We start from the raw sequence: 22821 nt of genomic DNA on the forward strand, positions 1-22821 counted from the left end.
GGTCAATCGGCCCCCACGGCCGGATGGTCGTTAGACCAAAGGTGACCAAGCATTATGGCGAAACAATGGACAAATGGTTGTCGTTCGGTGGCTCTTTGCCGTCAGAACAGAAACGGCCACGCGAGGTAGAAGACCAGCGCAGAGGCAAGCGGGAAGCCCATGGGGTAGCGCTTGCCCGTTTTCCAGCTTTCCCACTCGGGAACGAGGCGGCGGGCAGGGGAGTGTTTGACGATGCGGTGGATCACCCAGCCAAGTAGCAACGTGACCGCCAAGATCAGCAGGATGTTCGTCAGGTCCGCAAAGGCGACGAATGGCGCTGCAGCCATGATAAATTTTGCGTCGCCAGCTCCCATCGCCCCGCCCGCGTTCAGCGCCATGCCAATGACCAGCATGACAATCACATGCAGCCAGCGCCACGCCCAGACCTGCGGGCCAAAGGCGATCAGGCCGAAGATGGCGAAGATGACCAGCAGCGCGCCGACCGTCCAGTTCGGGATTTTCATCGCGCGCATGTCGTTCCATGCCACGATCACGCAGATCGGCAATACCGGAGGCAGAAGCCAGATGGCTTGGGCAGCGGTCAGTTCCATCGTCAGTTCGATACGTTGTTTTCCAGCGCCCGCAGCGAACGGACCGCTGCTTCGAAGTGTTGCGGGTGGGTGTCGATCGCTTCGCGCAGGAGACCCTTTGCGATGGTGACGTCACCCTGTTTGACCGCTGACAGCGCCATGGTGTGCAGCAGTTGCGCGCGTTCGATCTGGGTCATGTCGACGACAGGCAGGTCGTAGTTGCGCTGTGCGCCGCGGGCCAGAACGAGGTTGTTCTTGGCCGTGAAGAGCGTCGGATCGTTGCGCAAGGCGTCGAGGAACAGACGCTCGGCACCGACGTAGTCACCGCGGGTCAGTTTCGAGAAGCCCCAGTTGTTCAGAACACCGGCAGGGCGGGTCGTGAGGCCGATGGCGGTCTCGTAGAAGCTGTCGGCGTTCGCCCATTCTTCGTTCGAGTCGGCAACCATCGCCTCAAGCCGGTAGCGCTCGAAGGTCTCGTGCGTTGGCGGAATGGCGTCGAGCGCGGCTTCGGCGTTTTCCCACTGGTTGTTGCGGATGTAGGCGGACGCGAGGTCCACGCTATCATCGTAAGTCGCATTCTCGTGGGCGACGACGGCTTTCCACGCGGCCACAGCTTCGGTCGGGCGGGTGGCGCGGACTAGCGATTTCGCAAGGCCGCGCATCAGATCGATACGGCCCGGATCGTTGGCGTTGGCGCGGGTGAAATAGGCGACAGCTTCGTTCGGGTCGGCGACCGTTAGCATCACGTCGTTAAGGTTGGTTTCATCCACGACATTGACGTCACGCAGAGCGGCGGCCACTTCGGCGTCGCCGCTTTTCTGGCATCCCGCAAGCGCAACGGCACCTGCGAGGCAGAGGAAAAGAGGGTGGCGCATATTCTGCGTCCTTTACTGCTCTTGCTCTAGATCGAGGAGAGGATCAGGTAGTCACCCGTTCCGCGCCTCACCAGACGGAATTCTTCGTTCTCTTGCGGTGTAGCGTACTGGCGATTGTCCAGCTTTGCGAGAGCCAAGCGCAGGTTGTCGCGGATTTGATCGGAATTGCCGTTGTCCGTGGCATAAGCGTGACGGAATACCTGAGCGGCCTCACCGACCTTGCCGCGTTCCATGAGAACCACGCCGAGGTTGTTCCACGCAGGCACGAAATCGGGGTCTTCTTCGGTGGCGCGGCGCAGGATCTCTTCGGCCTGATTGAGCCGCCCGAGGTGCAGGTTCGCCGATCCGATGGCTGACAGGGTGTCGACGTTCAGCCCCTGCTGGCCCGCCGCGCGGGTATAAGCGCGCAGGGCCAGTTCGTATTCGCCGGCGGCCATCAGGCGGTGCCCGACAATCAATCCGTCCACATCAAGCTCGCCCGCAGGACCAGGCGCATAGACCCCGTCACCACGGCTAAGGCCGCCCGTAGAACAGGCGGCCAGCAAGGCGATCGCGATCGCGGCAAATACTCTGAAAATCAAATCGGTTAGTTCCCGGTGGCACTCATCATGTTGACGATACCGTAGACCGAGGGTCCGATCAAAATGATAAGTAGCGGAGGAACCGTGAGACCCATCGTGGCCAGCGTCATTTTCGTCGGCAGCTTGTTGGCGCGTTCTTCTGCGCGCATTACGCGCTTGTCGCGCATTTCCTCGGCATAGACACGCAGTGCCTCGGCGATGGACGTACCGAACTGTTGCGACTGGATGAGCACGGTGACGAAGGATGTCAGGTCGGGTACGCCGCAGCGTTCGGCCATATCGCGCAGAACCTGCGTTTTATCCTTACCCGCTTTCAGCTCATAGCTGACGATTTCGTATTCTTCGGCCATTTCGGGGAAGCCCGAGCGCAGTTCTTTGGAAATACGCAGGATAGCCTGATCGAGCGACTGACCCGCTTCGATACACACGAGCATCATGTCAAGGCTGTCAGGAAATGCGTTCTCGATCAGCTGCTTGCGCTCGCCCTGACGCTTCGTGACCCAGTACTTCGGACCCATGTAGCCGACGACGGCTGGGATCAGGATGTACATCAACTGGTCTTTGAGTTCAGGCGCAACCTCGGCTCCCTGACCTTTGTAGAGCATGAACGCGATGCCGACGACGAGGCCGATCAGACCCAGCGCCATCTGCGAGAAGTGGTACCAACGCACCGAGTTGCGCGAACGATAACCGGCCTGAACCAGCTTGAGTTTGACGGCCGAGAATTCCTCGGCGTTCTGCGGTTCGAGGAAGTTGGAATATTTCTCCAGCTTGTCCTTCTTGGTCTCTGTCCGCAGTCGTGCGGTTTTCGACGTTGTCGCCTGTGCGTTCTGGCTGGCTTTGAGCTTGTCCAGCGGATCGGGCTTGCCGCCCAGCAGGAAGGGCAGCACGCCGATGATTAGCAGAACTCCAAGGCCGCAGAGCAGGACCAGAGGCGTGGCGTCACCGAATTTATCGTAGATGGCTTGGATCATGTCTTACGGCTTGATGTTGGTGAGGTTGCGCATGACGAAGATGTTTGCGCCAAGGAAGCCAGCGACAACGAGACAGGCGGGAATAAACGCAGAGGTCTCTTTCACGGTGTCATAGTAGTCGGGCTTGGAAATCTGGATGAAGGCGAGCGCAGCTAGCGGGAAGCCGGACAGGAACATGCCGGACCATTTGGCTTCTGCGGTGATCGCTTTCACGCGGCGAAATAGTTTGAAGCGGGCGCGGATCACTTTGGACAGACCTTCGAGGATCTCCGACAGGTTACCACCCGACTGCTGCTGGATGGTCACGGCCACCGCAAGGAAGCGCAAATCCTGCATCCCGATGCGCTCGGCCATGGCTTTCAGCGCTTCGCCCATGTCGCGGCCATAAGCGGTTTCGTCCGAGATCACGCCCATTTCGGTGCCGAGCGGGTCGGCGACTTCTTTGGCAACGATCTGGACGGCAGAGCTGAACGGGTGACCTACGCGGAGGCTTCGCACCATCAGTTCGACGGCATCGGGCAGTTGCTCTTCAAGCAGCGCGATACGCTTGTTGGCTTTGCCGTTGATCCACATGTAAACGCCGCCGATGCCGATCACGACGGACGCGGCCGCACGCACCGGAACGCTCGCGCCGGTGCCGACGGTCAGCGCACCAAAGGCACCCATGGCCAGCAGCGCCATAATCATGATGAGCTGCGACGGGGTGAACGCGATGTTCGCCTTCTGCGCCTTGGACGCGAGCAGCGAATAGATCGGAATCTGCTGCGACTTGAGGTGCTGCGTCATCTCCTTGCGGAGCTGTTCGAGCACCTGTTCGCGATTACCGCCGCGATCAAGCAGGTCCAGGCGGCGGTTCACGCGGCTGTTGAGGCTGATCGATTTACCGAAAACGGTCAGATAGATGCCCTCGACGAGCACAAGAACGGCGACGAAAACCAGAAGATAGATCAGTGGTTCGGCGGAAATAACCATTGTGCGTTACCCGTTTGATGGCTCGAAGATGGACGGCGGAAGGTCATAACCCCACAGGCGGAAGCGTTCGGAGAAGTGGGAACGCACGCCGGACGCGGTGAAGTGACCGATGATTTTGTTGTCGGGCGTCAGGCCCGTACGCTGATAGCGGAACACCTCCTGCATGGAGATCACGTCACCTTCCATGCCGGTGATTTCGGTGATCGATACCATGCGGCGCGAACCGTCCTGCAAACGCGACGCCTGCACGATGAGGTTCACAGCCGAAGAAATCTGGCTACGCACGGCCTTGATCGGCATTTCGATACCGGCCATCGCGATCATGTTTTCCAGACGGGACACGCCGTCACGGGCGGAGTTCGCGTGGATCGTGGTCATCGAACCGTCGTGGCCGGTGTTCATCGCCTGAAGCATGTCGATGACTTCTTCGCCGCGCGTTTCGCCGACGATGATGCGGTCGGGACGCATACGAAGTGCGTTTCGCAGACAGTCACGCTGGGTGACGGCGCCTTTGCCTTCGACGTTGGCGGGGCGGGATTCCATGCGGCCAACGTGGGTCTGCTGAAGCTGGAGTTCCGCCGTATCCTCGATCGTCAGAATACGTTCGGAGTTGTCGATGAAGGACGACAGCGCGTTGAGCGTCGTCGTTTTACCCGAACCCGTACCGCCGGAGACGATCACGTTGAGGCGGGTGGCGACGGCGGCCTCAAGGTACGCGGCCATCTCTTCGGTGAAGGCACCGAATTTAACGAGGTCGTTGATCCCCAGCTTGTCCTTTTTGAACTTACGGATCGAGACGAGCGAGCCGTCCACCGCAATCGGACTGACCATGGCGTTGAAACGCGAACCGTCGGCAAGACGGGCGTCAACGTACGGGTTGGATTCGTCGACGCGGCGACCCACGGCGGAAACGATCTTGTCGATGATCCGCAGGAGGTGCTTTTCGTCCTTGAAAGTAATGTCGGTGAGCTGCAGCTTACCCGCCCGTTCCACGAAGATCTGCTGCGGGCCGTTGACCAGAATATCGTTGACGCTCGGATCTTTGAGCAGCGCTTCGAGCGGACCGAGGCCAGTAACCTCGTCATAAAGATCCTGGTTCAGTTGAAGGCGTTCGTCGCGGTTCAGCACGATACCTTTGTCCTCGAGCGTTTCGGAGACAATGGCGGTGATTTCGGCGCGCAGGTCCGCTTCGGTTGCTTTATCGAGCGCGGCGAGGTTCAGGTTCTCGAGCAATGCGCGGTGCATCTCGAGCTTGATTTCGGCGAGTCGCTCCTTGCGCTGGCGGGCCTTGTCGATCGGCGTCGGCTCGGCAGCCTTCGCGGGACGCGACTTTAGCAACGATGCCTTAGGTGCTTCGGGTTTCGGCGCGGGCGCTGCCGCCGGAGCGGCGACTGCCTTTGCGACCTGCTGGATGGGTGCTGCCTGAACAGGTTGAGCCGCTGCCGGCTTCTTGTACTTGGAGAACATTACTTACCTCAGCCTTTGCTTTCGGCGGCGTCTTGAAGGTTCACGTCGTGAACAGATTTGGCGAGTTTAGCGATTTCCTTGCGGAGCGGATTACGGCCCGCGGTTTCGGCCAGTGGCGTGCCGTGGTCGTTGGACTGCGTAACTTGCTTACCGCCATCGGGAAGCTGCACTTCGACCGAAATGCCGAGGCTTTCGCCCAGACGTTTGACGCGGCTCTTGCCGTTCAGGTCTGTGAACTTCGGTGCGCGGTTCAGCACATAGCGCATCTTTTCGACGGGCAGTTCCTCGGCGCTCAGCGCGCGCTTGAGGCGCACGATGTTCTGGGCGCAGCGCATGTCCATTTCGGTCACGCCAAAGTAGACAGCAGAAGCTTCCAGAACGGTCTGGCTCCATTCCACCATCACCGACGGCATATCCACGACGACGTAGTCGAAGTTCGCCTCCGCCATTTCGAGGATGCGCGCGACATCGTCCGGTCCGATCAGGTCGACCGGGATCAGTTCCGGCGGGGAGGTCAGAACATAGAGCTGCTCCTTGAACGGCTGGAGCGCCTGCAGGAACACCTCGGAGTCCATGTTTTCCGTGTCGGTCAGCATTTCCAGCACCGCATCGCGGCGGGGGAGGTCGAGGTAGGTCGACGTGCTGCCATATTGCAGATCGAGGTCGATGAGGCACACGCGGTGCGGGCTCTTCTTGTCGACGTTCGCGAGCTCCCACGCGAGGTTCACCGCGAGCGTGGTCGCGCCGACACCGCCGGACATGCCCTGAACGCCGATCACCACGCCCGAGCGGTCGTTGGTTGGCGCCAGCGTGGGCTTCTTTTCTTCGACGACAGCAATCGGCTCGGGCGCTTTCATCACCCGTTCGATCGCATGGCCGAGTTCGCCTTCGGGGAGCGGGTAGGGGAGGAACTCGTCGCCGCCCTGCCGCAGAAGTGTGTGGATCGCGGAGGGGCTCAGGTCCTCCGTGATGAGAATAACTTTGATACCGCGCGACTTGGCCGCCGAGATGACTTCCGTCACACGGCCCAGATCGCTTTCGTCTTCATGATCGAGTGCAACGGCGATGAACTGTAATGAGTCCGCCTCCGCCTGCCCGAGAAAGGCGAGTGCATCTTCAAATCCGAGATCGCCCCAGCCCTCTCCCATCGCGTTCTCCATGTCTTCGATGAGTAGATCGAAAACCTGAACGTCACGACTGACGGTACACGCCAAAATAGGCTGTGGTTCTGGTTGAATAGCGGCCTGACTAACCATGCCTTTTCCCTCAAACTACCGACCGGCCAATCCGGAAGGATAGGGAGAAAGCGGGAATCGATCCCGTTTTGCCCCATAAGAGAGAATTTCGTCGTCAAACATGACGAGATTTGGGCCGAAAATCCGCAATTGTGCGGTAATCGCAAACGATAAAGTGAATGACGCGGCTTTGTTGCGCGCTAAGCGGGATTAGTTCGTCGTGCTCACTTCAGTACCGCTGATTCCCACCAGACCGGTCGGCGGAACAGCACTTTCCACGTATTCGCGGAAGACGATCTGCGCATATTTTCCGTTCAGAACCATACCATTGCCGGAAACGAAGCCCGAAACCTCGGTGACGGTGCGGCGGTTCGCACGTTCGCGGCCCTCGGTCACGATGAGCGGCTGCTCTTCGCCAAAGGACACAACAGCCTCGAGGCGCGAACGGTCGACGCCAAGCGAGATGAGGTAGGCAACAGCGGCATTCGCACGCGCGAGGCCGAGCTGCTTGTTATACGAATCCGAACCGACAAGGTCGGTATGCCCGTAAACGCGGAAATGCACTTCGGGGAACTGCTGGATGAAGTAAGCCTGCTCGGTCAGGATGCGCTGTGCTTCGGCGCCGAGGCGGGCGGAGTTGAAGTCGAAGTTGATCGTGGTCGGCACTTCGGCCTCGAACCGGCGGTTCAGGCTGACGACAAAGTCCTGCTGGCCCGTCTGGACCAGCGCGTTGTGCATGGTGGCGCCGCCAAACGAGCCGCCGTCGACCATTGCGCCTGCTTCTAGATCGAACATGTCGGGACCGCGCTGGGCGTCAGTGCAGCCTGCGAGGATGGCGCAGCCGATGATGCTTGCTGTGACAAATTTGGTCATGCTGCGTTTCCCTGAAATCTTAGTCTAGGACGTAACCATAGGAGCCCGAGAAATCCTGTCGGGCCACTTCGCCTGCCGCGCCACTGGTCGGCGTGTTGCCGGTGACCTGACCGTTGAGGAACAACTGGCGTTCGGTCGGCAGGGTCACGCGGTCGGTCGGCATCGCCAGCGCTTCGCCGCGGGTGGGCGTTACGAGGTGCGGGGTCACGATAATCACGAGTTCGGTCTGCGCGCGCTCATATTCGGCGCTGCGGAAGAGAGCGCCGAGCACAGGAATATCGCCCAGCCACGGCACCTGATTGTTCAGATCGCGGAAATCGTCCGACAGCAGACCGGCGATGGCAAAGCTTTCGCCGTCGCGCATTTCCACGGTGGTCGAGGTTTCACGCTTGCGGAATGCGTCGATGGTGAAACCGCCGCTGGTGAAACCGTTAGTGGAGTCGATGGACGACACCGAGGCTTCGAGCTCGAGGTTGATGATGTCGCCATCAACGACACGCGGAATGAAGTTCAGCTCCACACCGAACGGCTTGTATTCAACAGTCACGCCGCCGTTGTCCTGGCTCACCGGAACCGGATATTCGCCGCCAGCGAGGAAGCGGGCTTCCTGACCGGAAAGGGCCGTGAGGTTCGGTTCGGCCAGCGTGCGAACGACGCCGCGCTGTTCCAGAGCTTCGAGCAGCAGGCCCACTTCGAGGCCGCCCGCGTTGAAACCGAACAGCATCGCGCCGCTGCTGGTGCCGTTGCCAGCATATTCTGCACCAAGCGCGCTCGACACCGCGCTCGCGCTGTTCAGGCTGCCGTTGCCACCCAGCAGGCCGAGGTTGCCGTTCAGCGTTGTACCCTGCACGCCAATAGACGACGAGAGCGATTTGGACACCGAACGCTGCATTTCGGCAAAGCGCACGCGCAGCATCACCTGCTGGGTGCCGCCGACGCTCATGAGGTTCGAAACGCGTTCGGGCGCATAACGCTGCGCAAGTTCAAGCGCACGGTCGAGGCGCGCAGCCGAAGACACGGTGCCCGAAAGGACGATGCCGTCGTTGGCAGTGCGCACTTCGATCGGCTCGCCTGGCAGGATCTGCTGCAGGCGTTCTTTGAATTCGGCGATGTCGGGCGTGACCTGCACTTCGACGTTGGTAATCAGGCGGCCATCGGCGCCGAGCAGGGTCAGTGTTGTGCGGCCGGGCTCTTTGCCCAGAACATAGATCGTGCGATCGGACAGAGACGAGATATCTGCAATGCCGGGGTTGGCGATCGAAAGTTCGGTGAACGACGTGTCACTTTCCACGACGACAGCGCGGTTCATCGGAACCTGAAGTGCAGCAGAAGGGGAACCGCGCATCACACGCAGGGTTTCGGCCATGCCCGTCGCCGGGATGGAGGAAATCGCGATAGCGGCACCTATGAAGGCGGCCGCAAGCATACCTTTGCGTATCATTGTGCTCCTGCCTCTTCGATCACGCACAATAACGGGTCTAACGCCCGTTTTGTCCTAACAGTGCGCGGAATTCGTATTCTTTGCAAGAATCAATGCATTGTCGCGCATAACTTGTGTGGATAACTGGCAATAAAACAACGCAGCCGAGTTCTCGGCTGCGTTGATAGCACGTTAGTTCGTACAAGGAATAGGTACTTCGACGACATCCGAGCCACGGCGTTGGCGGATGGTGCAGACCTTTTCCGCGACGGGCGTCGGCTCCGGCGTTGCCGCGACAGGCTCCGGTTCTTCGACGATACCGAGCAGAGTGTTCTGGTCGATGAGGACCGGATCGCTGCTCGACGGATCGTTGAGACCGTTTAGCGAAAGCATCAGATCGCCGGTCGACTGGGCCTGAGCAAGCGACGCAATGCGCTGCGGCGTGCCTTCGACGGTGACCGTGCGGGCGACGATGCCTTCGGACAGGTTCACGTCAGTGCTCTGGTCGATCGCGATGATCTTGATGCCCGAGATGATGCGCTGGGTGACTTCGCGGGTGCCGTACTGGCTTTGCGACGTCGCCATCTGGCCGGTCCAGTACACGTCGACGAAATTGCCCGGACGCAGGAGACCGGAAACACCCGATGCGACGTCCACCTTGATTGCGAAGGCGCTCATGCCCGGCGAGAGGATCGACGCGATACCTGCGTCACCGCCCGGCTCCGTCACGCGGCTGGCGAGCAGTGGCTCGTTTGCAACCATCTGGCGGAGCGCCACGCGGGTGCCATCCTCGCCCTCGGGAAAAACGTCTTCCATCGTGAGGAACAGGCCCTCCGGCTGGTTGGGCTCCGCGTAGGCGATCGTGTGGAGTTTGTCCGCCGTCAGCTCATCGCCGTAAGCGATGTCTTCTTTTGCGGCGATCACAGTGATTGTGGGGATTGCGGCGGCGGCGGCTTGGCGATCTGCCATCTGCTGCACTTCCTGCGCATCCATGAATAGTTTGACTTGATAGGCTGCAAAGCCTGCCAGTGCGACACCGATGACGAGCACCAGTCCGAATACTGCACGCATTATCTTGCCCCCGATAAAAGTGTGAGTTTTCTGTTCATTGTTTCCAAGGTGGATATCAATTGCGGCATTTTGCTGGCCTCTGCTCGTTCATGCTAAGGCGTTAGCGTTGATATTCCGTTACCCTCAAAAACAAATGGCCGCCTGGGTAGGCAGCCATGAGTTTGTAACGGTGGCCCGGGTTATCAGCCGCCCGAAGACGGGCTGATAGCGGATGCGGTCCCCATGTCGGCAACGATGCCGGTTTTCAGGGTGGCCGACGACGAGCTGACCGAAGTGACGAGGGTGACCGCGATGCCGACCATTGCGGCGGTGAGGACAACCCAGTCGACAGTGACGGCACCGTCCTCTTCGCTGCGAAAGTTTTTGATGAAGTTCAGCAATTGCGATTTGCCTCAACAGAAACTTCGCGGGACCTTAGTTGGCTGCGACGGTCGACGCGGTGGTCATGTCGGTAACCAGGTCGCCCTTGAGGGTCGAGGCCGAGGTGTTGACCGAACCGATGATGGCGATTGCGATGCCAACCATAGCGGCGGTCAGAACAACCCAGTCAACGGTCACAGCACCGTCTTCGTCGCGGCGGAAGTTTTTGATGTAGTTCAGCATTTCTTTATCCTATCCAATCTAGGTGGGTTTGGCGTTCAGCCAGAATTAGTTTGCAGCGACGGTCGACGCGGTGGTCATGTCGGTAACCAGGTCGCCCTTGAGAGTCTTGGCCGAGGTGTTGACCGAGGAGATGATGGCGATTGCAATACCGACCATAGCGGCGGTCAGGACAACCCAGTCAACAGTCACAGCACCGTCTTCGTCGCGGCGGAAGTTCTTGATGTAGTTCAGCATTTCTTTATCCTATCCAATCTAGGTGGGTTTGGCGTTCAGCCAGAATTAGTTTGCAGCGACGGTCGACGCGGTGGTCATGTCGGTAACCAGGTCGCCCTTGAGAGTCTTGGCAGAGGTGTTGACCGAGGAGATGATGGCGATTGCGATGCCAACCATAGCGGCGGTCAGGACAACCCAGTCAACAGTCACAGCACCGTCTTCGTCGCGGCGGAAGTTCTTGATAAAGTTAAGCATTTCAGTCCCTCCTGGGGGGTATTTGGATCACTCTGTTAGGTCCTTGCGGCGTTCCCTGTCCGGCCTCTCAATCGTCCAGTTCCGCTTTGGATGAGGACATATAGCCGTTGGATTCGGGCGAGACTTTGACGGGACTCGTGCAATTTTGGTGCGACCGGATAAATTGCGGAATTCGGGATTAAACGTCTGATGCTTAAGGATAAAAAATTAACAGGACCTATACGAATGGGAGATTAATGCGGCGAAGCGGGGCACAATATGGCTGTTTCGACCGAATTGTTTACCTATTGAGGGAGGCAAAACCTGTTTTTGGCGTTAATAATGGAGCCCAAAGAGCAGGTAAGAATCCGATGTGGCGGCAATTTTTCTCGATTCTGGGAATGACGGTTCTGATTCCGGGGGCGATTTCGGCGCAGGAAAGCCGTTTGCAGGCTGATTTCACCTTTAAAAGAATCACGGTTCCTCAATCCGGCAGCACAAATCGCATCAATGTGCAGATCGCACCGCGTGGTCCGGCAGAGCCATATGCGCCTTCCGAGGCGGGAACGGTGACAGGTACGGGGCCTGTAGCGGGCGCAACGCCGCGTGCGAGCGAGCTGGACTGGTTCTGGGAGATGATCCCGCCGGAAACTGCCGCCTCACAACCTGGACGGCTCATTCTGGCGCTGGAGGCGATGCGAAAGGCGCCCGAAGGCAAAGGCGTGCGCGAGCCGCGTCTGGATGCGCTCCAGAAGATCGCCAGCACTTACGGCACGGAGATCCTGCGGCAGACTGTCGGCACGCGCGTCTCGCCCGCTCTGGTGCTCTCTGTCATCGCGGTGGAAAGCAGCGGCGATCACGAAGCGATTAGCCGTGTGGGTGCCGTAGGCCTCATGCAGCTTATGCCCGAGACCGCGGCGCGGTTCGGTGTGCGCGATAGCCTTGACCCTGCGGATAATATCCGTGGCGGTGTGGCATACCTGAATTGGCTGATGGAGCGGTTCGAGGATGACCCTGTGCTGTTCCTCGCGGCTTATAACGCAGGGGCGGGGTCGATCCGTGATGCCGGCGGTGTGCCGGACTATGCGGAAACCCGCGCCTACGTCCCCAAGGTGCTTGCAGCGTGGAACGTGGCGCGAGCCCTATGCGTGACGCCGCCCGAACTGATGTCGGACGGCTGCGTGTTCAGCGTCAGATAATGGTCGCTTCGGTCGCGGCGCGGATGTCATCCTCGCTCACACCGTCAGCGCATTCGACGATTTTCAGACCACCTTCGACGACATCGAGCACACCGAGGTTGGTGATGATGCGGTCGACAACGGCCTGACCGGTCAGCGGCAGGGTGCAGGCTTTGAGAACTTTGGACTCGCCGTGCTTGTTGGTGTGATCCATCACGACGACCACGCGGCCGACACCGGCAACGAGGTCCATCGCGCCGCCCATGCCTTTGACCAGCTTGCCCGGAATCATCCAGTTTGCGAGGTCACCGTTCTCTGCCACTTCCATCGCGCCGAGGATCGCCATCGCGATTTTGCCACCACGGATCATGCCGAAAGAGGTCGCGCTGTCGAAATAGGCGGTGTGCGGCAGTTCGGTGATGGTCTGCTTGCCTGCGTTGATCAGGTCGGCGTCTTCTTCACCCTCATAGGGGAAGGGGCCCATGCCGAGCATACCGTTTTCCGACTGGAGCGTGACGGTCACGCCTTCGGGGATGTAATTGGCCACGAGCGTCGGAATACCGATGCCGAGGTTCACATACCAACCGTCCTGCAGTTCCTGAGCCGCGCGCGCGGCCATCTGGTTACGATCCCAAGGCATTAGACTTCCTCCCCAGCGGCAGCACCGTTTTCTGCACGGGCGCGGGTGGTGCGCTGTTCGATACGCTTCTCGTGGTGGCCTTCGATGATGCGGTGCACATAGATGCCGGGCAGGTGGATGGTGTCGGGGTCCAGCGAACCGGCTTCGACGATTTCTTCGACCTCTGCCACGCAGACCTTGCCGCACATACCTGCGGGCACGTTGAAGTTACGGGCGGTCTTGCGGAAGATCAGGTTGCCGGTGGTATCGGCCTTCCATGCCTTGATGATCGACAGATCGGCAAAGATACCTTCTTCGAGGATGTAGGTCTCGCCGTTGAAGTCTTTGTGCTCTTTGCCCTCGGCGATCACGGTGCCCACACCCGTTTTGGTGTAGAAGCCCGGAATGCCGCAGCCGCCCGAACGCATACGTTCGGCGAGCGTGCCTTGCGGGTTGAATTCGAGCTCGAGCTCGCCCGACAGGTACTGGCGCATGAATTCCGCGTTTTCGCCCACGTAGGACGAGATCATTTTCTTGACCTGCCGCGTTTGCAGCAGGATGCCGATGCCGAAGTCATCGACGCCTGCGTTGTTCGACGCAAAGGTCAGGTCCTTGGTACCTGCCTCTTTGATCGCCTCAAGCAGAAGCTCCGGAATGCCGCAAAGCCCGAATCCCCCTGCCGCGATTTGCATGCCGTCGAACAGCAGCCCGTCGAGCGCCTCCTGCGCCGAGCCGTATACTTTTTTCATCGTGGTCCCCCTTGGGTGCGTACGCGCATAGTTGTCACCCCGCGCCGCGAAGCTGTCAATCGCTGCACAGCAGCATTTGCGATGTTAGCGCTATTACGGAGGTCGCATAAGCAAACGCCCCGCTGGATGGCGGGGCGTTGAGAGGGCTTATTCGTCGTCGGCCTTTTTGGCCTTCGTCGTCTTTTTCGCGGCGGTTTTCTTGGCAGCAGGCTTCTTTGCGGTCGTTTTCTTTGCCGCGGGCTTTTTGGCAGTCTTCTTCTTGCCCTTCGCGCCCGCCTTGGCGTTGACCAGCTCGATGGCTGCCTCGACTGTCAGGCTGTCGGGATCGGTGTCCTTGGGGATCGTGGCGTTAACCTTCTCCCACTTCACGTAAGGACCGTAGCGGCCTTCCATGATCGACATCTTGCCACCATCGGGGTGATCGCCGAGTTCCTTCAGCGCCTTGGCCGTCGCACGTCCGCCGCGACCGGCGGCTTTCTGGGCGAGCACCTCGACCGCGCGGTTCATGCCGATCTCGAACACCTCATCGACGTCCTTGATGTTGGCGTAGACGGTGCCGTGCTTCACAAACGGGCCGAAGCGACCGATGCCGGCTTCGATCATCACGCCGTCTTCGGGGTGCGGACCAACCTCGCGCGGGAGGTTCAGCAGCATCAGCGCCTTTTCGAGGTCGATCGCTTCGGGCGACCAGCCTTTGGGCAGGCTCGAACGTGGCGGCTTCGGGTTTTCCTCGGTGGCGTCACCGCGCTGCACGTAGGGGCCAAAGCGACCGTCACGCAGGGTGATCTTGTCCTCATTATCGTAGCCGAGCAGCTTGCCGTCCGGACCGATGCCGGAATCTTCGGTACCCGGAGGGCCGAAGGGACGGGTAAAGCGGCACTCGGGGTAGTTCGAGCAACCGATGAACGCGCCGCCCGAACGGGCCGTGCGCATCGACAGGCGGCCATTGCCACAGTTCGGGCAGGCACGTGGATCGCTGCCGTCTTCCGTCGGCGGGAAGAGGTGCGGCTCCAGCACCTCGTTGATCTTGTCGAGAACTTCGGTGATGCGCAGCTCGGACGTTTCCGCGACCGCCGCCGAGAAATCGCGCCAGAACGCAGCCAGCAGTTCTTTATAATCCGCCTCACCGGCCGACACTTCGTCCAGCTCGTTTTCGAGGCTGGCGGTGAAGTCGTACTCCACATAGCGGTGGAAGTAGTTGGACAGGAACGCCGTCACGAGACGGCCTTTGTCCTGCGGGATCAGGCGGTTTTTGTCTTTCTTGACGTAGTCGCGGTCCTGAATGGTCGTCACGATCGACGCGTAAGTCGACGGACGGCCGATGCCGAGCTCTTCCATGCGCTTGACCAGCGTCGCTTCGGTGTAGCGGGGCGGCGGCTGGGTGAAGTGCTGTTCAGGCGTGATGTCTTTCTTGTCGGTCTTGTCGCCGACGTGCAGCACCGGCAGGCGCTTGTCGTCGTCATCCACAACCGTATCGTCGCGGCCTTCTTCGTAGATCGCGATGAATCCCTCGAACAGAACGACCTGACCGGTGGCGCGCAGAACAACTTCGCCGTCGTCTGATTTGATGTCGACGGTGGTGCGCTCCATCTTCGCGGCAGCCATCTGGCTGGCGAGGGTACGCTTGTAGATCAGGTCATAGAGCTTGCGCTGGTCGGCGTCCGCGATGCGGGCCTTTTCCGTGGACACGAACATATCGGTCGGGCGGATACATTCGTGGGCTTCCTGCGCGTTCTTGGCCTTGTTCTTGTACATGCGCGGGCTGCTCGGCAGGTATTCCTCGCCGAACTTGTCCTTGATCGCGTCGCGGGCGGACATAACGGCTTCGGGTGCCATGTCGATCCCGTCGGTACGCATGTAGGTAATGAGTCCGGCCTCGTAGAGGCGCTGCGCGGCGCTCATGGTCTGGCGGGCGCCCATGCCGAATTTGCGGCTGGCTTCCTGCTGGAGCGTCGAGGTCATGAACGGCGGTGCAGGATTGCGGCTGGCGGGCTTCGCTTCGACCGAGGCGACCTTGAGGTCACGCTTGCTGACGGCAGAAGCGGCCAGTTCGGCCTGCGTTTCGTTACCGAGGTCGAAGCGGTCCAGCTTGCTGCCTGCGAAATGGGTCAGGCGGGCTTCGAACTGCTGACCGCGCGGGGTCTCCAGCAGGGCCTTGATCGTCCAGTATTCCTGTGGCTTGAACGCTTCGATCTCCATCTCGCGCTCGACGATGAGGCGAAGGCAGACCGACTGCACGCGGCCAGCGGATTTCGCACCCGGCAGCTTGCGCCACAGAACCGGCGACAGGTTGAAGCCCACAAGGTAGTCGAGCGCGCGGCGGGCCAGATAAGCCTCGACCAGCGGGGTGTCGACCTGACGCGGCGACTGCATTGCCTCGGTGACGGCGTTCTTGGTGATCGCGTTGAAGGTCACGCGGCTGACCTTCGTGTCCTTCTTGATCGCGCGGCGCTTCGTGAGCGCTTCCTGGAGGTGCCAGCTAATGGCTTCGCCTTCGCGATCAGGGTCAGTTGCGAGAATGAGTTCGGGGTCGTCTTTGAGCGCATCGGCGATGGCTTTGACGTGCTTGCGGCTGTCGGCAGCGATCTCCCACGTCATCTCGAATTCGTTGTCTGGATCGACCGAGCCATCCTTCGGAGGCAGGTCGCGCACGTGTCCGAACGAGGCCAGAACGGTGTAATCCGAGCCCAGATATTTGTTGATTGTCTTGGCTTTGGCCGGGGATTCGACAACAACAACTGGCATGAAAACTCCTTGGACATGCAACGGCTCTATGGCCGCGGAACATGTGTGCGGTGTGGGGTGATTGTCAATGCGCCTTTCCGAGGAACCGGAAAACCGGACCTGATTTAGGGGCTTGGTGTCACATCGACAAGCACACCAGACCGCCCGGCTGGCGCAAAATCCGCCCGTCGAGTTCGAGGTCCATCAGCGCAGGAGCCACCCGTCCAGCCGTAACGCCAAGGTCGCGGATCAGCTGGTCTTCGGCCACGGGGGAGGGGCCGAGGCGGGAGAGAATTTCTGAATGAAGCGCCGCGATACTGCGTTCAGGCTGGGGCGCGGGCGTGGTTGCGGCAGGTTTGGGCGGTTCGATTTCACCGAGGATCGCGAGGATGTCGTCGGTCGACCTTACCAGCGCTGCGCCGTCGCGGATCAGCGCATTGCAGCCACCGGCGCGGCCGTCGAACGGGTGCCCCGGCACGGCCATCACGTCGCGGCCTTGTGACAGCGCGGTATCGGCTGTGATCAGGCTTCCGGACTTCACCGCCGCTTCGATCACGATCACAGCGCGGGCCATGCCAGAGATAATGCGGTTGCGCGCGGGGAAGTGCCGCGCTTGCGGCTGGAGGCCCATCGGCTGCTCCGACAGGCGCAGCCCCTTCGCGCCGACTTCATGGAACAGATCGGTGTTTTCACGAGGATAGATGACGTCGACCCCGCCGCCCAGAACGCCGATGGTGCCGGTCGCCAAGGACGCGCTATGCACCACCGCGTCGATCCCGCGGGCAAGGCCGGAGACGGTGACATAGCCAGCTTCACCAAGCTCGGCCGCGAATTTGCGGGCAGTGCGGGTACCCAGAGAGGACGCATTGCGTGCGCCGACCAACGCAACAATCGGACGCTGCAATATAGTAGTGTCGCCAACCGCCCAAAGCAGCGGGGGCGCATCGACCACGTCGTCAAGCGCAGTGGGGTAATCCGGCGTGCCGCGCACCAGCAGACGCGCCTTCGCGGTGCGGGCAGCTTTGAGTTCGGCGTGGATCACGCCTTCAGGGCAGACCTCGTAGCCACGCACGCCAGCGGTCGCGGCGATTTCGGGCAGAGCCTCAAGAGCGGCCTGCGGCGTTCGGTATTCTTCGAGTAGGCGGTAGTACGTGGACACGCCCACGCGGCGCGAGCGCAACAAACGGAGCGCGGCGATCCTGTCGTCTTCCGAGGTGGGTGGGAGTGTGGGGGGAGTGGAAGAAAATAGCGCTCCGGTCATCCTGCGATCCGTTTGTTGCAGGACGGGTTTACCGCCGGACCAGTTAACCGGCGGTAAACGGTATTCGCAAAATCAGGCCGAGCCGCCGACGGTCAGGCCGCCAATGAGTAAGGTCGGCTGGCCGACGCCCACGGGGACCCACTGGCCTGCCTTGCCGCAGTTGCCGACGCCCGGATCGAGCGCCATGTCGTTGCCGATCGCGCGGATTTTGCCCATCGCGCTGGGGCCGTCGCCGATCAGTGTCGCGCCTTTCACCGGCGCGCCGACGACACCGTTTTTCACGCGGTAGGCTTCGGTGCAGGAAAACACGAACTTGCCGTTAGTGATGTCGACCTGACCGCCGCTGAAGCCCACGGCGTAAATGCCGTCAGCCAAATCCGCGAGGATGTCTTTGGGGTCGGCATTGCCGCTGGTCATATAGGTGTTGGTCATGCGCGGCATCGGCAGGTGGGCGTAGCTCTCGCGGCGACCGTTGCCGGTGGACTGAACGCCCATCAGACGGGCGTTCTGGCGGTCCTGCATGTAACCGACGAGGATGCCGTCCTCGATCAACGTGGTGGCGTTCGACGGCGTGCCTTCGTCATCAACGGTGATCGAACCGCGACGACCGGGAATCGTGCCGTCGTCCAGAACCGTGACACCCTTGGCCGCGACCTGTTCACCGATGCGGCCCGCGAATGCGCTGGTGCCTTTGCGGTTGAAGTCGCCCTCAAGCCCGTGACCGACCGCTTCGTGCAGCAGAACACCCGGCCAGCCGCGGCCGACGACGACGTCCATCACGCCAGCGGGGGCGGACTCGGCTTCAAGGTTCACAAGCGCGATCCGCAGAGCCTCGCGCACGGCGGGCTCCCAGTTGTCGCGCGACACGACACCGAGCAGGCTTTCGCGGCCGCCGCCACCGTGGCTGCCGGACTCGCGGCGACCGTTGGCGTCTTCGATGATGACAGAAACGTTCAAACGGCTCATCGGGCGGACGTCGGTGACGAGCGTGCCTTCGGGACGCAGAATGACGACTTCCTGAAGCGATGCACCGAGCGCGGCGGAGACCTGAACCACGCGGCTATCAAGCTCGCGGGCAAAGGTGTCGATTTCGCGCAGAAGGTCGATCTTGGACGGGAAGGTCGCTTCGGAGATCGGGTCGACGTCGCTGTAGAGTTTCTTGTTCGTGGCCTGCGGGGGAAGGGCGATCGTACCGCCGCCATCACCAACCGCAAGGCGGGCCGTTTCAACCGCGCGGCGCAGCGAATGTTCGTCTATATTAGATGAGTGGGCGTAGCCGCAGGTCTCTCCGCGGACCGAACGCAGGCCGAAACCTTCGGAGGAGTCGTAGCTCGCGGTTTTGATATTGCCGTCATCCAGCACCAGCATTTCCGAGCGGCGACGTTCGAGGAACAGTTCGCCGTCGTCAGCACCCTCTGTGGCCTGATTCAGCAACTGCTGGGCCGAATCCTGATCCAGATAGGTCTCGAAGGGGCGGAAGCGGTCATCCAACATTTATGTTTTTTCTCCTTGCGACATTGATTTAGGTCAAAAAGCGTCCGTTTGCCGCAATTGCAGTTCTTGAGTTGTGACGCAGGATATGTGACATGCATCGACGGAGACAACGGGATTCCGTCCGCAACCGTTCTCACAGTGTTTTGACGGAATCCGAGCACCGGGGCAAATATCGGGCCCCGACTAAGACAGGGTATGACATGCGACTGACCAATCTCGTCACCAAGCTGATGGCCGCTGCCGGCCTGACCCTCGCCGGCGTAGCTGCCAAGGCACAAGACGTTCTCGCCGATCTGCCGATCGTCGGTGCGCCGCACGACAACGGTATCGGCTTCCAGCCGGCATCGTCCGAGCTGGCCCGCGACCTGCAGTGGCTGGACGGCATGATCCTCTGGATCATCACCGCCATCACGATCTTCGTGGTTGGTCTGCTGCTCTGGGTTATCGTCCGCTATAACAAGCGTGCGAACCCGACCCCGGCTACCTTCACCCACAACTCGCCGCTGGAAATCGCGTGGACCATCGTTCCGATCGTCGTCCTCGTTTTCATCGGTGCGTTCTCGCTTCCGACCCTGTTCAAGCAGCAGGAATTCCCCGAAGGCGATATCGTCATCAAGGTTACTGGCTTCCAGTGGGCGTGGAACTACGAATACGTTGACGAAGACGTTTCGTTCGACAGCTACATGGTCGGCCACGGCAACACCCTGACTTCGGAAGACGAAGACGCTGGCGTGATCCCGTTCGTTCGCAGCGCGAACATGGACACCGTCATGGAGCGCTACGGCTACGAAGGTAAGGACTTCCTTCTGGCAACCGACACCTCGGTCGTCGTTCCGGTTGGCAAGACCATCGTCATGCAGGTTACCGGCGCAGACGTCATCCACTCCTGGGCCATGCCGGCCATGGGCGTGAAGCAGGACGCCGTTCCGGGCCGCCTCGCGCAGCTGTGGTTTGCACCCGAGCAGGAAGGCATCTACTTCGGCCAGTGTTCGGAACTGTGCGGTAAGGACCACGCCTTCATGCCGATCACCCTCAAAGTGGTCAGCGAAGAAGAGTACGCAGCGTGGCTCGACCGCGTGAAGAACGACAGCGACTACGTCGCCTGGTAATCGTCTCTTCCCTCAAGCATCTGGGGCGGGACACGCATCCGCCCCATACTCGATAAGGAACAGCAATGACTGACGTCAGCATGCAGGATACGGCTACACGCGAAGCAGGTATGGGTGATTACTTCGCCCTTCTGAAGCCGCGCGTGATGTCGCTGGTCGTGTTTACTGCGCTCGTCGGTCTTGTGACCGCTCCGGGTCATGTCCATCCCTTCATCGCGTTCGTGAGCATCCTCTGCATCGCCGTCGGCGGCGGTGCATCGGGCGCGCTGAACATGTGGTGGGATGCCGACATCGACCGCATCATGAAGCGCACCTCGAACCGTCCGATCCCGTCGGGCCGCGTCCAGCCCGAAGAGGCCCTGGCGATTGGTCTGGCCCTGTCCGGTTTCTCGGTTATCCTGCTCGGCCTCGCGACGAATTTCCTCGCGGCTGCGCTGCTTGCCTTCACGATTTTCTTCTACGCTGTCGTTTACTCGATGTGGCTGAAGCGCTCGACGCCGCAGAACATCGTAATCGGCGGTCTGTCCGGCGCGCTGCCCCCGATGATCGGTTGGGCCTGTGTCACCGGCACTGTCAGCATTGAATCGGTTCTGATGACCGCGCTGATCTTCATGTGGACCCCGCCGCACTTCTGGTCGCTGGCGATCTTCGTGAAGTCCGACTACGGCCGCGCTGGCGTTCCGATGCTCACCGAAACCCACGGCCGCCGCGTCACCCGTAACCACATCATGGGTTACATGGTCGCGCTGGTGCCGGTTTCGCTCGCGATCTGCTTCACCCAGATCGGTGGTCCGGTCTACGCAGTAACGGCTGTCGTTCTGAACCTATGGTTCCTGCAGGCGTGCTACAAAGTATGGCGCCGCGATGAGGAGCAGGCAGAGGCCGACAATTTCGCCGCTGAAAAGCGCGCTTTCAAAGTGTCGCTCGCCTATCTCTTCCTGCACTTCGCTGCGCTGATGATCGACGCGACGCTGCAATCCGCAGGACTGTGGGGATAAGCCATGATCAAAGTCGAACACGAACTCCACCAGCGCCGCAAAGGCCGTAACTACGGTGTCCTGATCCTTCTGCTGGCGTTTGCCGCGATGGTTCTGGGCCTGACCGTGGTCAAGGTCCAGCAGCTTGGCGATGCGCGCCAGTTCGAGTCGAACGACCACGTTCTGCGTCCGGCGCTTCTGCCTGATGAAACCCAAGGGGAGGGCACTCAGTGAAACTGTTTCCTAACCTGCAAGGTCCGCAGCGCACCGTCGTGATGCTGCTCGGCGTCGTCGTCCTGATGGGCGGCCTGTCGTGGGCGTCGGTTCCGTTCTACAGCTGGTTCTGTGCTGTCACCGGTTTCGGCGGCGTCACCAACACTGCCGAAGTAGGCAGCGATGTCGTGCTGGACCGCGAAGTGACCATCCGTTTTGACGCCTCGACCGATCCGGCCCTGCCGTGGGACTTCAAACCCGCGCAGCGCGAGATGACGGTGAAAATCGGCCAGAACGCTCTGGCCTATTACGAGGCGCACAACCCGACCGACCGTCCGATCGGTGGTCAGGCGACCTATAACGTCGTGCCCTACGAGGCCGGCAACTTTTTCGACAAAATCGAATGTTTCTGTTTTACTGAACAGGTGCTTCAGCCTGGTGAAACGGTTATGATGCCTGTCAGCTTCTACGTTGATCCGGCGATGGTTGAGGATCGTGACGCGAAATACGTGAACACGATTACGCTCAGCTACACGTTCTATGAGATTCCGCTGCCTGATGCTCATGCAGCTCTCGAAGTCACGGCGCCCGTCGCCACCGCAAATAACTAAAGACCAGCCGCAGGGAAAACCGAAATGGCTCACGCTAAGAACCACGATTTTCATATCCTTCCGCCGTCGATCTGGCCCTTCATCTCGTCGGTCGGCGCGTTCGTCATGCTGTTCGGCGCTGTCATGTGGATGGCCAACGACATGCCGTACCTCTTCTTCATCGGTCTGATCGCGACCCTCTACGCCGCAGCAGGCTGGTGGGCTGACGTGGTTAAAGAAGGCCAGACCGGCGACCACACTCCGGTTGTTCGCATCGGCCTGCGCTACGGCGTGATCCTGTTCATCATGTCGGAAATCATGTTCTTCGTGGCATGGTTCTGGGCGTTCTTCAAAACCCAGATGTACCCGATGTGGACCTACATGGGCACCAGCTACGAGCGTCCGGACATTCTGGCCGTCGACGCGTTCCACCTGCCGCTGATCAACACCCTAATCCTGCTGTGCTCGGGCGCTGCTGTAACCTGGGCTCACCACGCGCTGGTTCACGAGAACAACCGCAAGGACCTCGTCAACGGTCTGGCGCTCGGTATCGTCCTCGGTCTGCTGTTCTCGGTTCTTCAGGCTTACGAATACTATGAACTGGTTGCCCACGAAGGCTACACCCTCGGCGGTGACGTGTTCTTCGGCACCTTCTTCATGGCCACCGGCTTCCACGGCTTCCACGTCATCATCGGTACCATCTTCCTCTTCGTCTGCCTCCTGCGCGCGATGAAGGGTCACTTCACTCCGACCCAGCACGTTGGTTTCGAAGCTGCTGCTTGGTACTGGCACTTCGTTGACGTTGTCTGGCTCTTCCTTT

General features: G+C 60.4%; 25 protein-coding genes. 6 read left to right on the forward strand and 19 right to left on the reverse strand.

Features of this window, described 5'->3' with window-relative positions:
• Positions 1-101: 101 nt before the first annotated feature.
• The 14 genes from IF204_RS16265 to IF204_RS16330 all read right to left on the reverse strand — a co-directional run bounded on the left by IF204_RS16265 (position 102) and on the right by IF204_RS16330 (position 11108).
• Entirely contained in the window at positions 102-590 is a 489-nt protein-coding gene (locus IF204_RS16265) for a prepilin peptidase (RefSeq protein ID WP_194098070.1), read from the reverse strand.
• Positions 591-592: 2 nt separating this feature from the next.
• Positions 593-1444 (reverse strand): tetratricopeptide repeat protein, encoded by an 852-nt coding sequence (locus IF204_RS16270; RefSeq protein ID WP_194098071.1) that lies wholly within the window; start codon positions 1442-1444, stop codon positions 593-595.
• Positions 1445-1470: 26 nt separating this feature from the next.
• The gene (locus tag IF204_RS16275) at positions 1471-2025 is read right to left on the reverse strand and encodes a tetratricopeptide repeat protein (RefSeq protein WP_194098072.1); all 555 of its coding nucleotides are present in this window, start codon (positions 2023-2025) and stop codon (positions 1471-1473) included.
• A gap of 5 nt (positions 2026-2030) precedes the next feature.
• Positions 2031-2999 (reverse strand): type II secretion system F family protein, encoded by a 969-nt coding sequence (locus tag IF204_RS16280; RefSeq protein WP_194098073.1) that lies wholly within the window; start codon positions 2997-2999, stop codon positions 2031-2033.
• A 3-nt stretch (positions 3000-3002) separates the two neighbouring features.
• Entirely contained in the window at positions 3003-3971 is a 969-nt protein-coding gene (locus tag IF204_RS16285) for a type II secretion system F family protein (protein ID WP_194098074.1), read from the reverse strand.
• Between the two features lie 6 nt (positions 3972-3977).
• A complete protein-coding gene (locus tag IF204_RS16290) occupies positions 3978-5438 on the reverse strand; it encodes a CpaF family protein (RefSeq protein ID WP_194098075.1) in 1461 nt (486 codons plus the stop codon).
• 8 nt (positions 5439-5446) lie between these two features.
• On the reverse strand, positions 5447-6694 hold the full coding sequence (locus IF204_RS16295; protein ID WP_194098076.1) for an AAA family ATPase: 1248 nt from the start codon (positions 6692-6694) through the stop codon (positions 5447-5449).
• Positions 6695-6883: 189 nt separating this feature from the next.
• On the reverse strand, positions 6884-7546 hold the full coding sequence (locus IF204_RS16300) for an OmpA family protein (protein ID WP_194098077.1): 663 nt from the start codon (positions 7544-7546) through the stop codon (positions 6884-6886).
• A 19-nt stretch (positions 7547-7565) separates the two neighbouring features.
• Positions 7566-8912 (reverse strand): type II and III secretion system protein family protein, encoded by a 1347-nt coding sequence (locus IF204_RS16305; protein WP_407658944.1) that lies wholly within the window; start codon positions 8910-8912, stop codon positions 7566-7568.
• A 246-nt stretch (positions 8913-9158) separates the two neighbouring features.
• Entirely contained in the window at positions 9159-10037 is an 879-nt protein-coding gene (gene cpaB, locus IF204_RS16310) for a Flp pilus assembly protein CpaB (RefSeq protein WP_194098079.1), read from the reverse strand.
• A 182-nt stretch (positions 10038-10219) separates the two neighbouring features.
• The gene (locus tag IF204_RS16315) at positions 10220-10417 is read right to left on the reverse strand and encodes a hypothetical protein (protein ID WP_194098080.1); all 198 of its coding nucleotides are present in this window, start codon (positions 10415-10417) and stop codon (positions 10220-10222) included.
• A gap of 34 nt (positions 10418-10451) precedes the next feature.
• A complete protein-coding gene (locus IF204_RS16320) occupies positions 10452-10640 on the reverse strand; it encodes a Flp family type IVb pilin (RefSeq protein WP_194098081.1) in 189 nt (62 codons plus the stop codon).
• A 45-nt stretch (positions 10641-10685) separates the two neighbouring features.
• Positions 10686-10874: a Flp family type IVb pilin gene (locus IF204_RS16325; protein ID WP_194098082.1), complete on the reverse strand. Its 189-nt coding sequence runs from the start codon at positions 10872-10874 to the stop codon at positions 10686-10688.
• Between the two features lie 45 nt (positions 10875-10919).
• Positions 10920-11108, reverse strand: a complete 189-nt coding sequence (locus IF204_RS16330) for a Flp family type IVb pilin (RefSeq protein ID WP_194098083.1) — start codon at positions 11106-11108, stop codon at positions 10920-10922.
• Positions 11109-11488: 380 nt separating this feature from the next.
• On the opposite strand from IF204_RS16330, the gene IF204_RS16335 reads away from it, so the two are divergent.
• Positions 11489-12286, forward strand: a complete 798-nt coding sequence (locus IF204_RS16335) for a lytic transglycosylase domain-containing protein (RefSeq protein WP_228069238.1) — start codon at positions 11489-11491, stop codon at positions 12284-12286.
• Here the strand turns inward: IF204_RS16335 and IF204_RS16340 are convergent.
• The 5 genes from IF204_RS16340 to tldD all read right to left on the reverse strand — a co-directional run bounded on the left by IF204_RS16340 (position 12279) and on the right by tldD (position 19112).
• Complete coding sequence (locus IF204_RS16340) at positions 12279-12905, reverse strand: 3-oxoacid CoA-transferase subunit B (RefSeq protein WP_167637385.1); 627 nt, start codon at positions 12903-12905, stop codon at positions 12279-12281. The genes IF204_RS16335 and IF204_RS16340 overlap by 8 nt on opposite strands.
• Positions 12905-13633, reverse strand: a complete 729-nt coding sequence (locus tag IF204_RS16345) for a CoA transferase subunit A (RefSeq protein ID WP_194098085.1) — start codon at positions 13631-13633, stop codon at positions 12905-12907. The genes IF204_RS16340 and IF204_RS16345 overlap by 1 nt, the downstream gene beginning before the upstream one ends.
• A gap of 147 nt (positions 13634-13780) precedes the next feature.
• Positions 13781-16378: a type I DNA topoisomerase gene (gene topA, locus IF204_RS16350; RefSeq protein ID WP_194098086.1), complete on the reverse strand. Its 2598-nt coding sequence runs from the start codon at positions 16376-16378 to the stop codon at positions 13781-13783.
• A gap of 118 nt (positions 16379-16496) precedes the next feature.
• Complete coding sequence (gene dprA, locus IF204_RS16355) at positions 16497-17618, reverse strand: DNA-processing protein DprA (RefSeq protein ID WP_194098087.1); 1122 nt, start codon at positions 17616-17618, stop codon at positions 16497-16499.
• Between the two features lie 72 nt (positions 17619-17690).
• Positions 17691-19112: a metalloprotease TldD gene (tldD, locus tag IF204_RS16360; RefSeq protein ID WP_194098088.1), complete on the reverse strand. Its 1422-nt coding sequence runs from the start codon at positions 19110-19112 to the stop codon at positions 17691-17693.
• Positions 19113-19312: 200 nt separating this feature from the next.
• On the opposite strand from tldD, the gene coxB reads away from it, so the two are divergent.
• From coxB to IF204_RS16385, 5 genes are all read left to right on the forward strand, one after another.
• A complete protein-coding gene (coxB, locus tag IF204_RS16365) occupies positions 19313-20221 on the forward strand; it encodes a cytochrome c oxidase subunit II (protein WP_194098089.1) in 909 nt (302 codons plus the stop codon).
• A 65-nt stretch (positions 20222-20286) separates the two neighbouring features.
• Complete coding sequence (gene cyoE / locus IF204_RS16370; protein WP_167637391.1) at positions 20287-21219, forward strand: heme o synthase; 933 nt, start codon at positions 20287-20289, stop codon at positions 21217-21219.
• A 3-nt stretch (positions 21220-21222) separates the two neighbouring features.
• The gene (locus IF204_RS16375; RefSeq protein ID WP_194098090.1) at positions 21223-21432 is read left to right on the forward strand and encodes a hypothetical protein; all 210 of its coding nucleotides are present in this window, start codon (positions 21223-21225) and stop codon (positions 21430-21432) included.
• Complete coding sequence (locus IF204_RS16380) at positions 21429-22022, forward strand: cytochrome c oxidase assembly protein (protein ID WP_194098091.1); 594 nt, start codon at positions 21429-21431, stop codon at positions 22020-22022. The genes IF204_RS16375 and IF204_RS16380 overlap by 4 nt, the downstream gene beginning before the upstream one ends.
• A 24-nt stretch (positions 22023-22046) precedes the next feature.
• Positions 22047-22821 (forward strand): cytochrome c oxidase subunit 3 (locus IF204_RS16385; protein ID WP_194098092.1); only part of this gene is annotated, 775 nt, incomplete at its 3' end.

It is taken from the genome of Marivivens aquimaris (genome assembly GCF_015220045.1).
Lineage (GTDB): Bacteria > Pseudomonadota > Alphaproteobacteria > Rhodobacterales > Rhodobacteraceae > Marivivens > Marivivens aquimaris.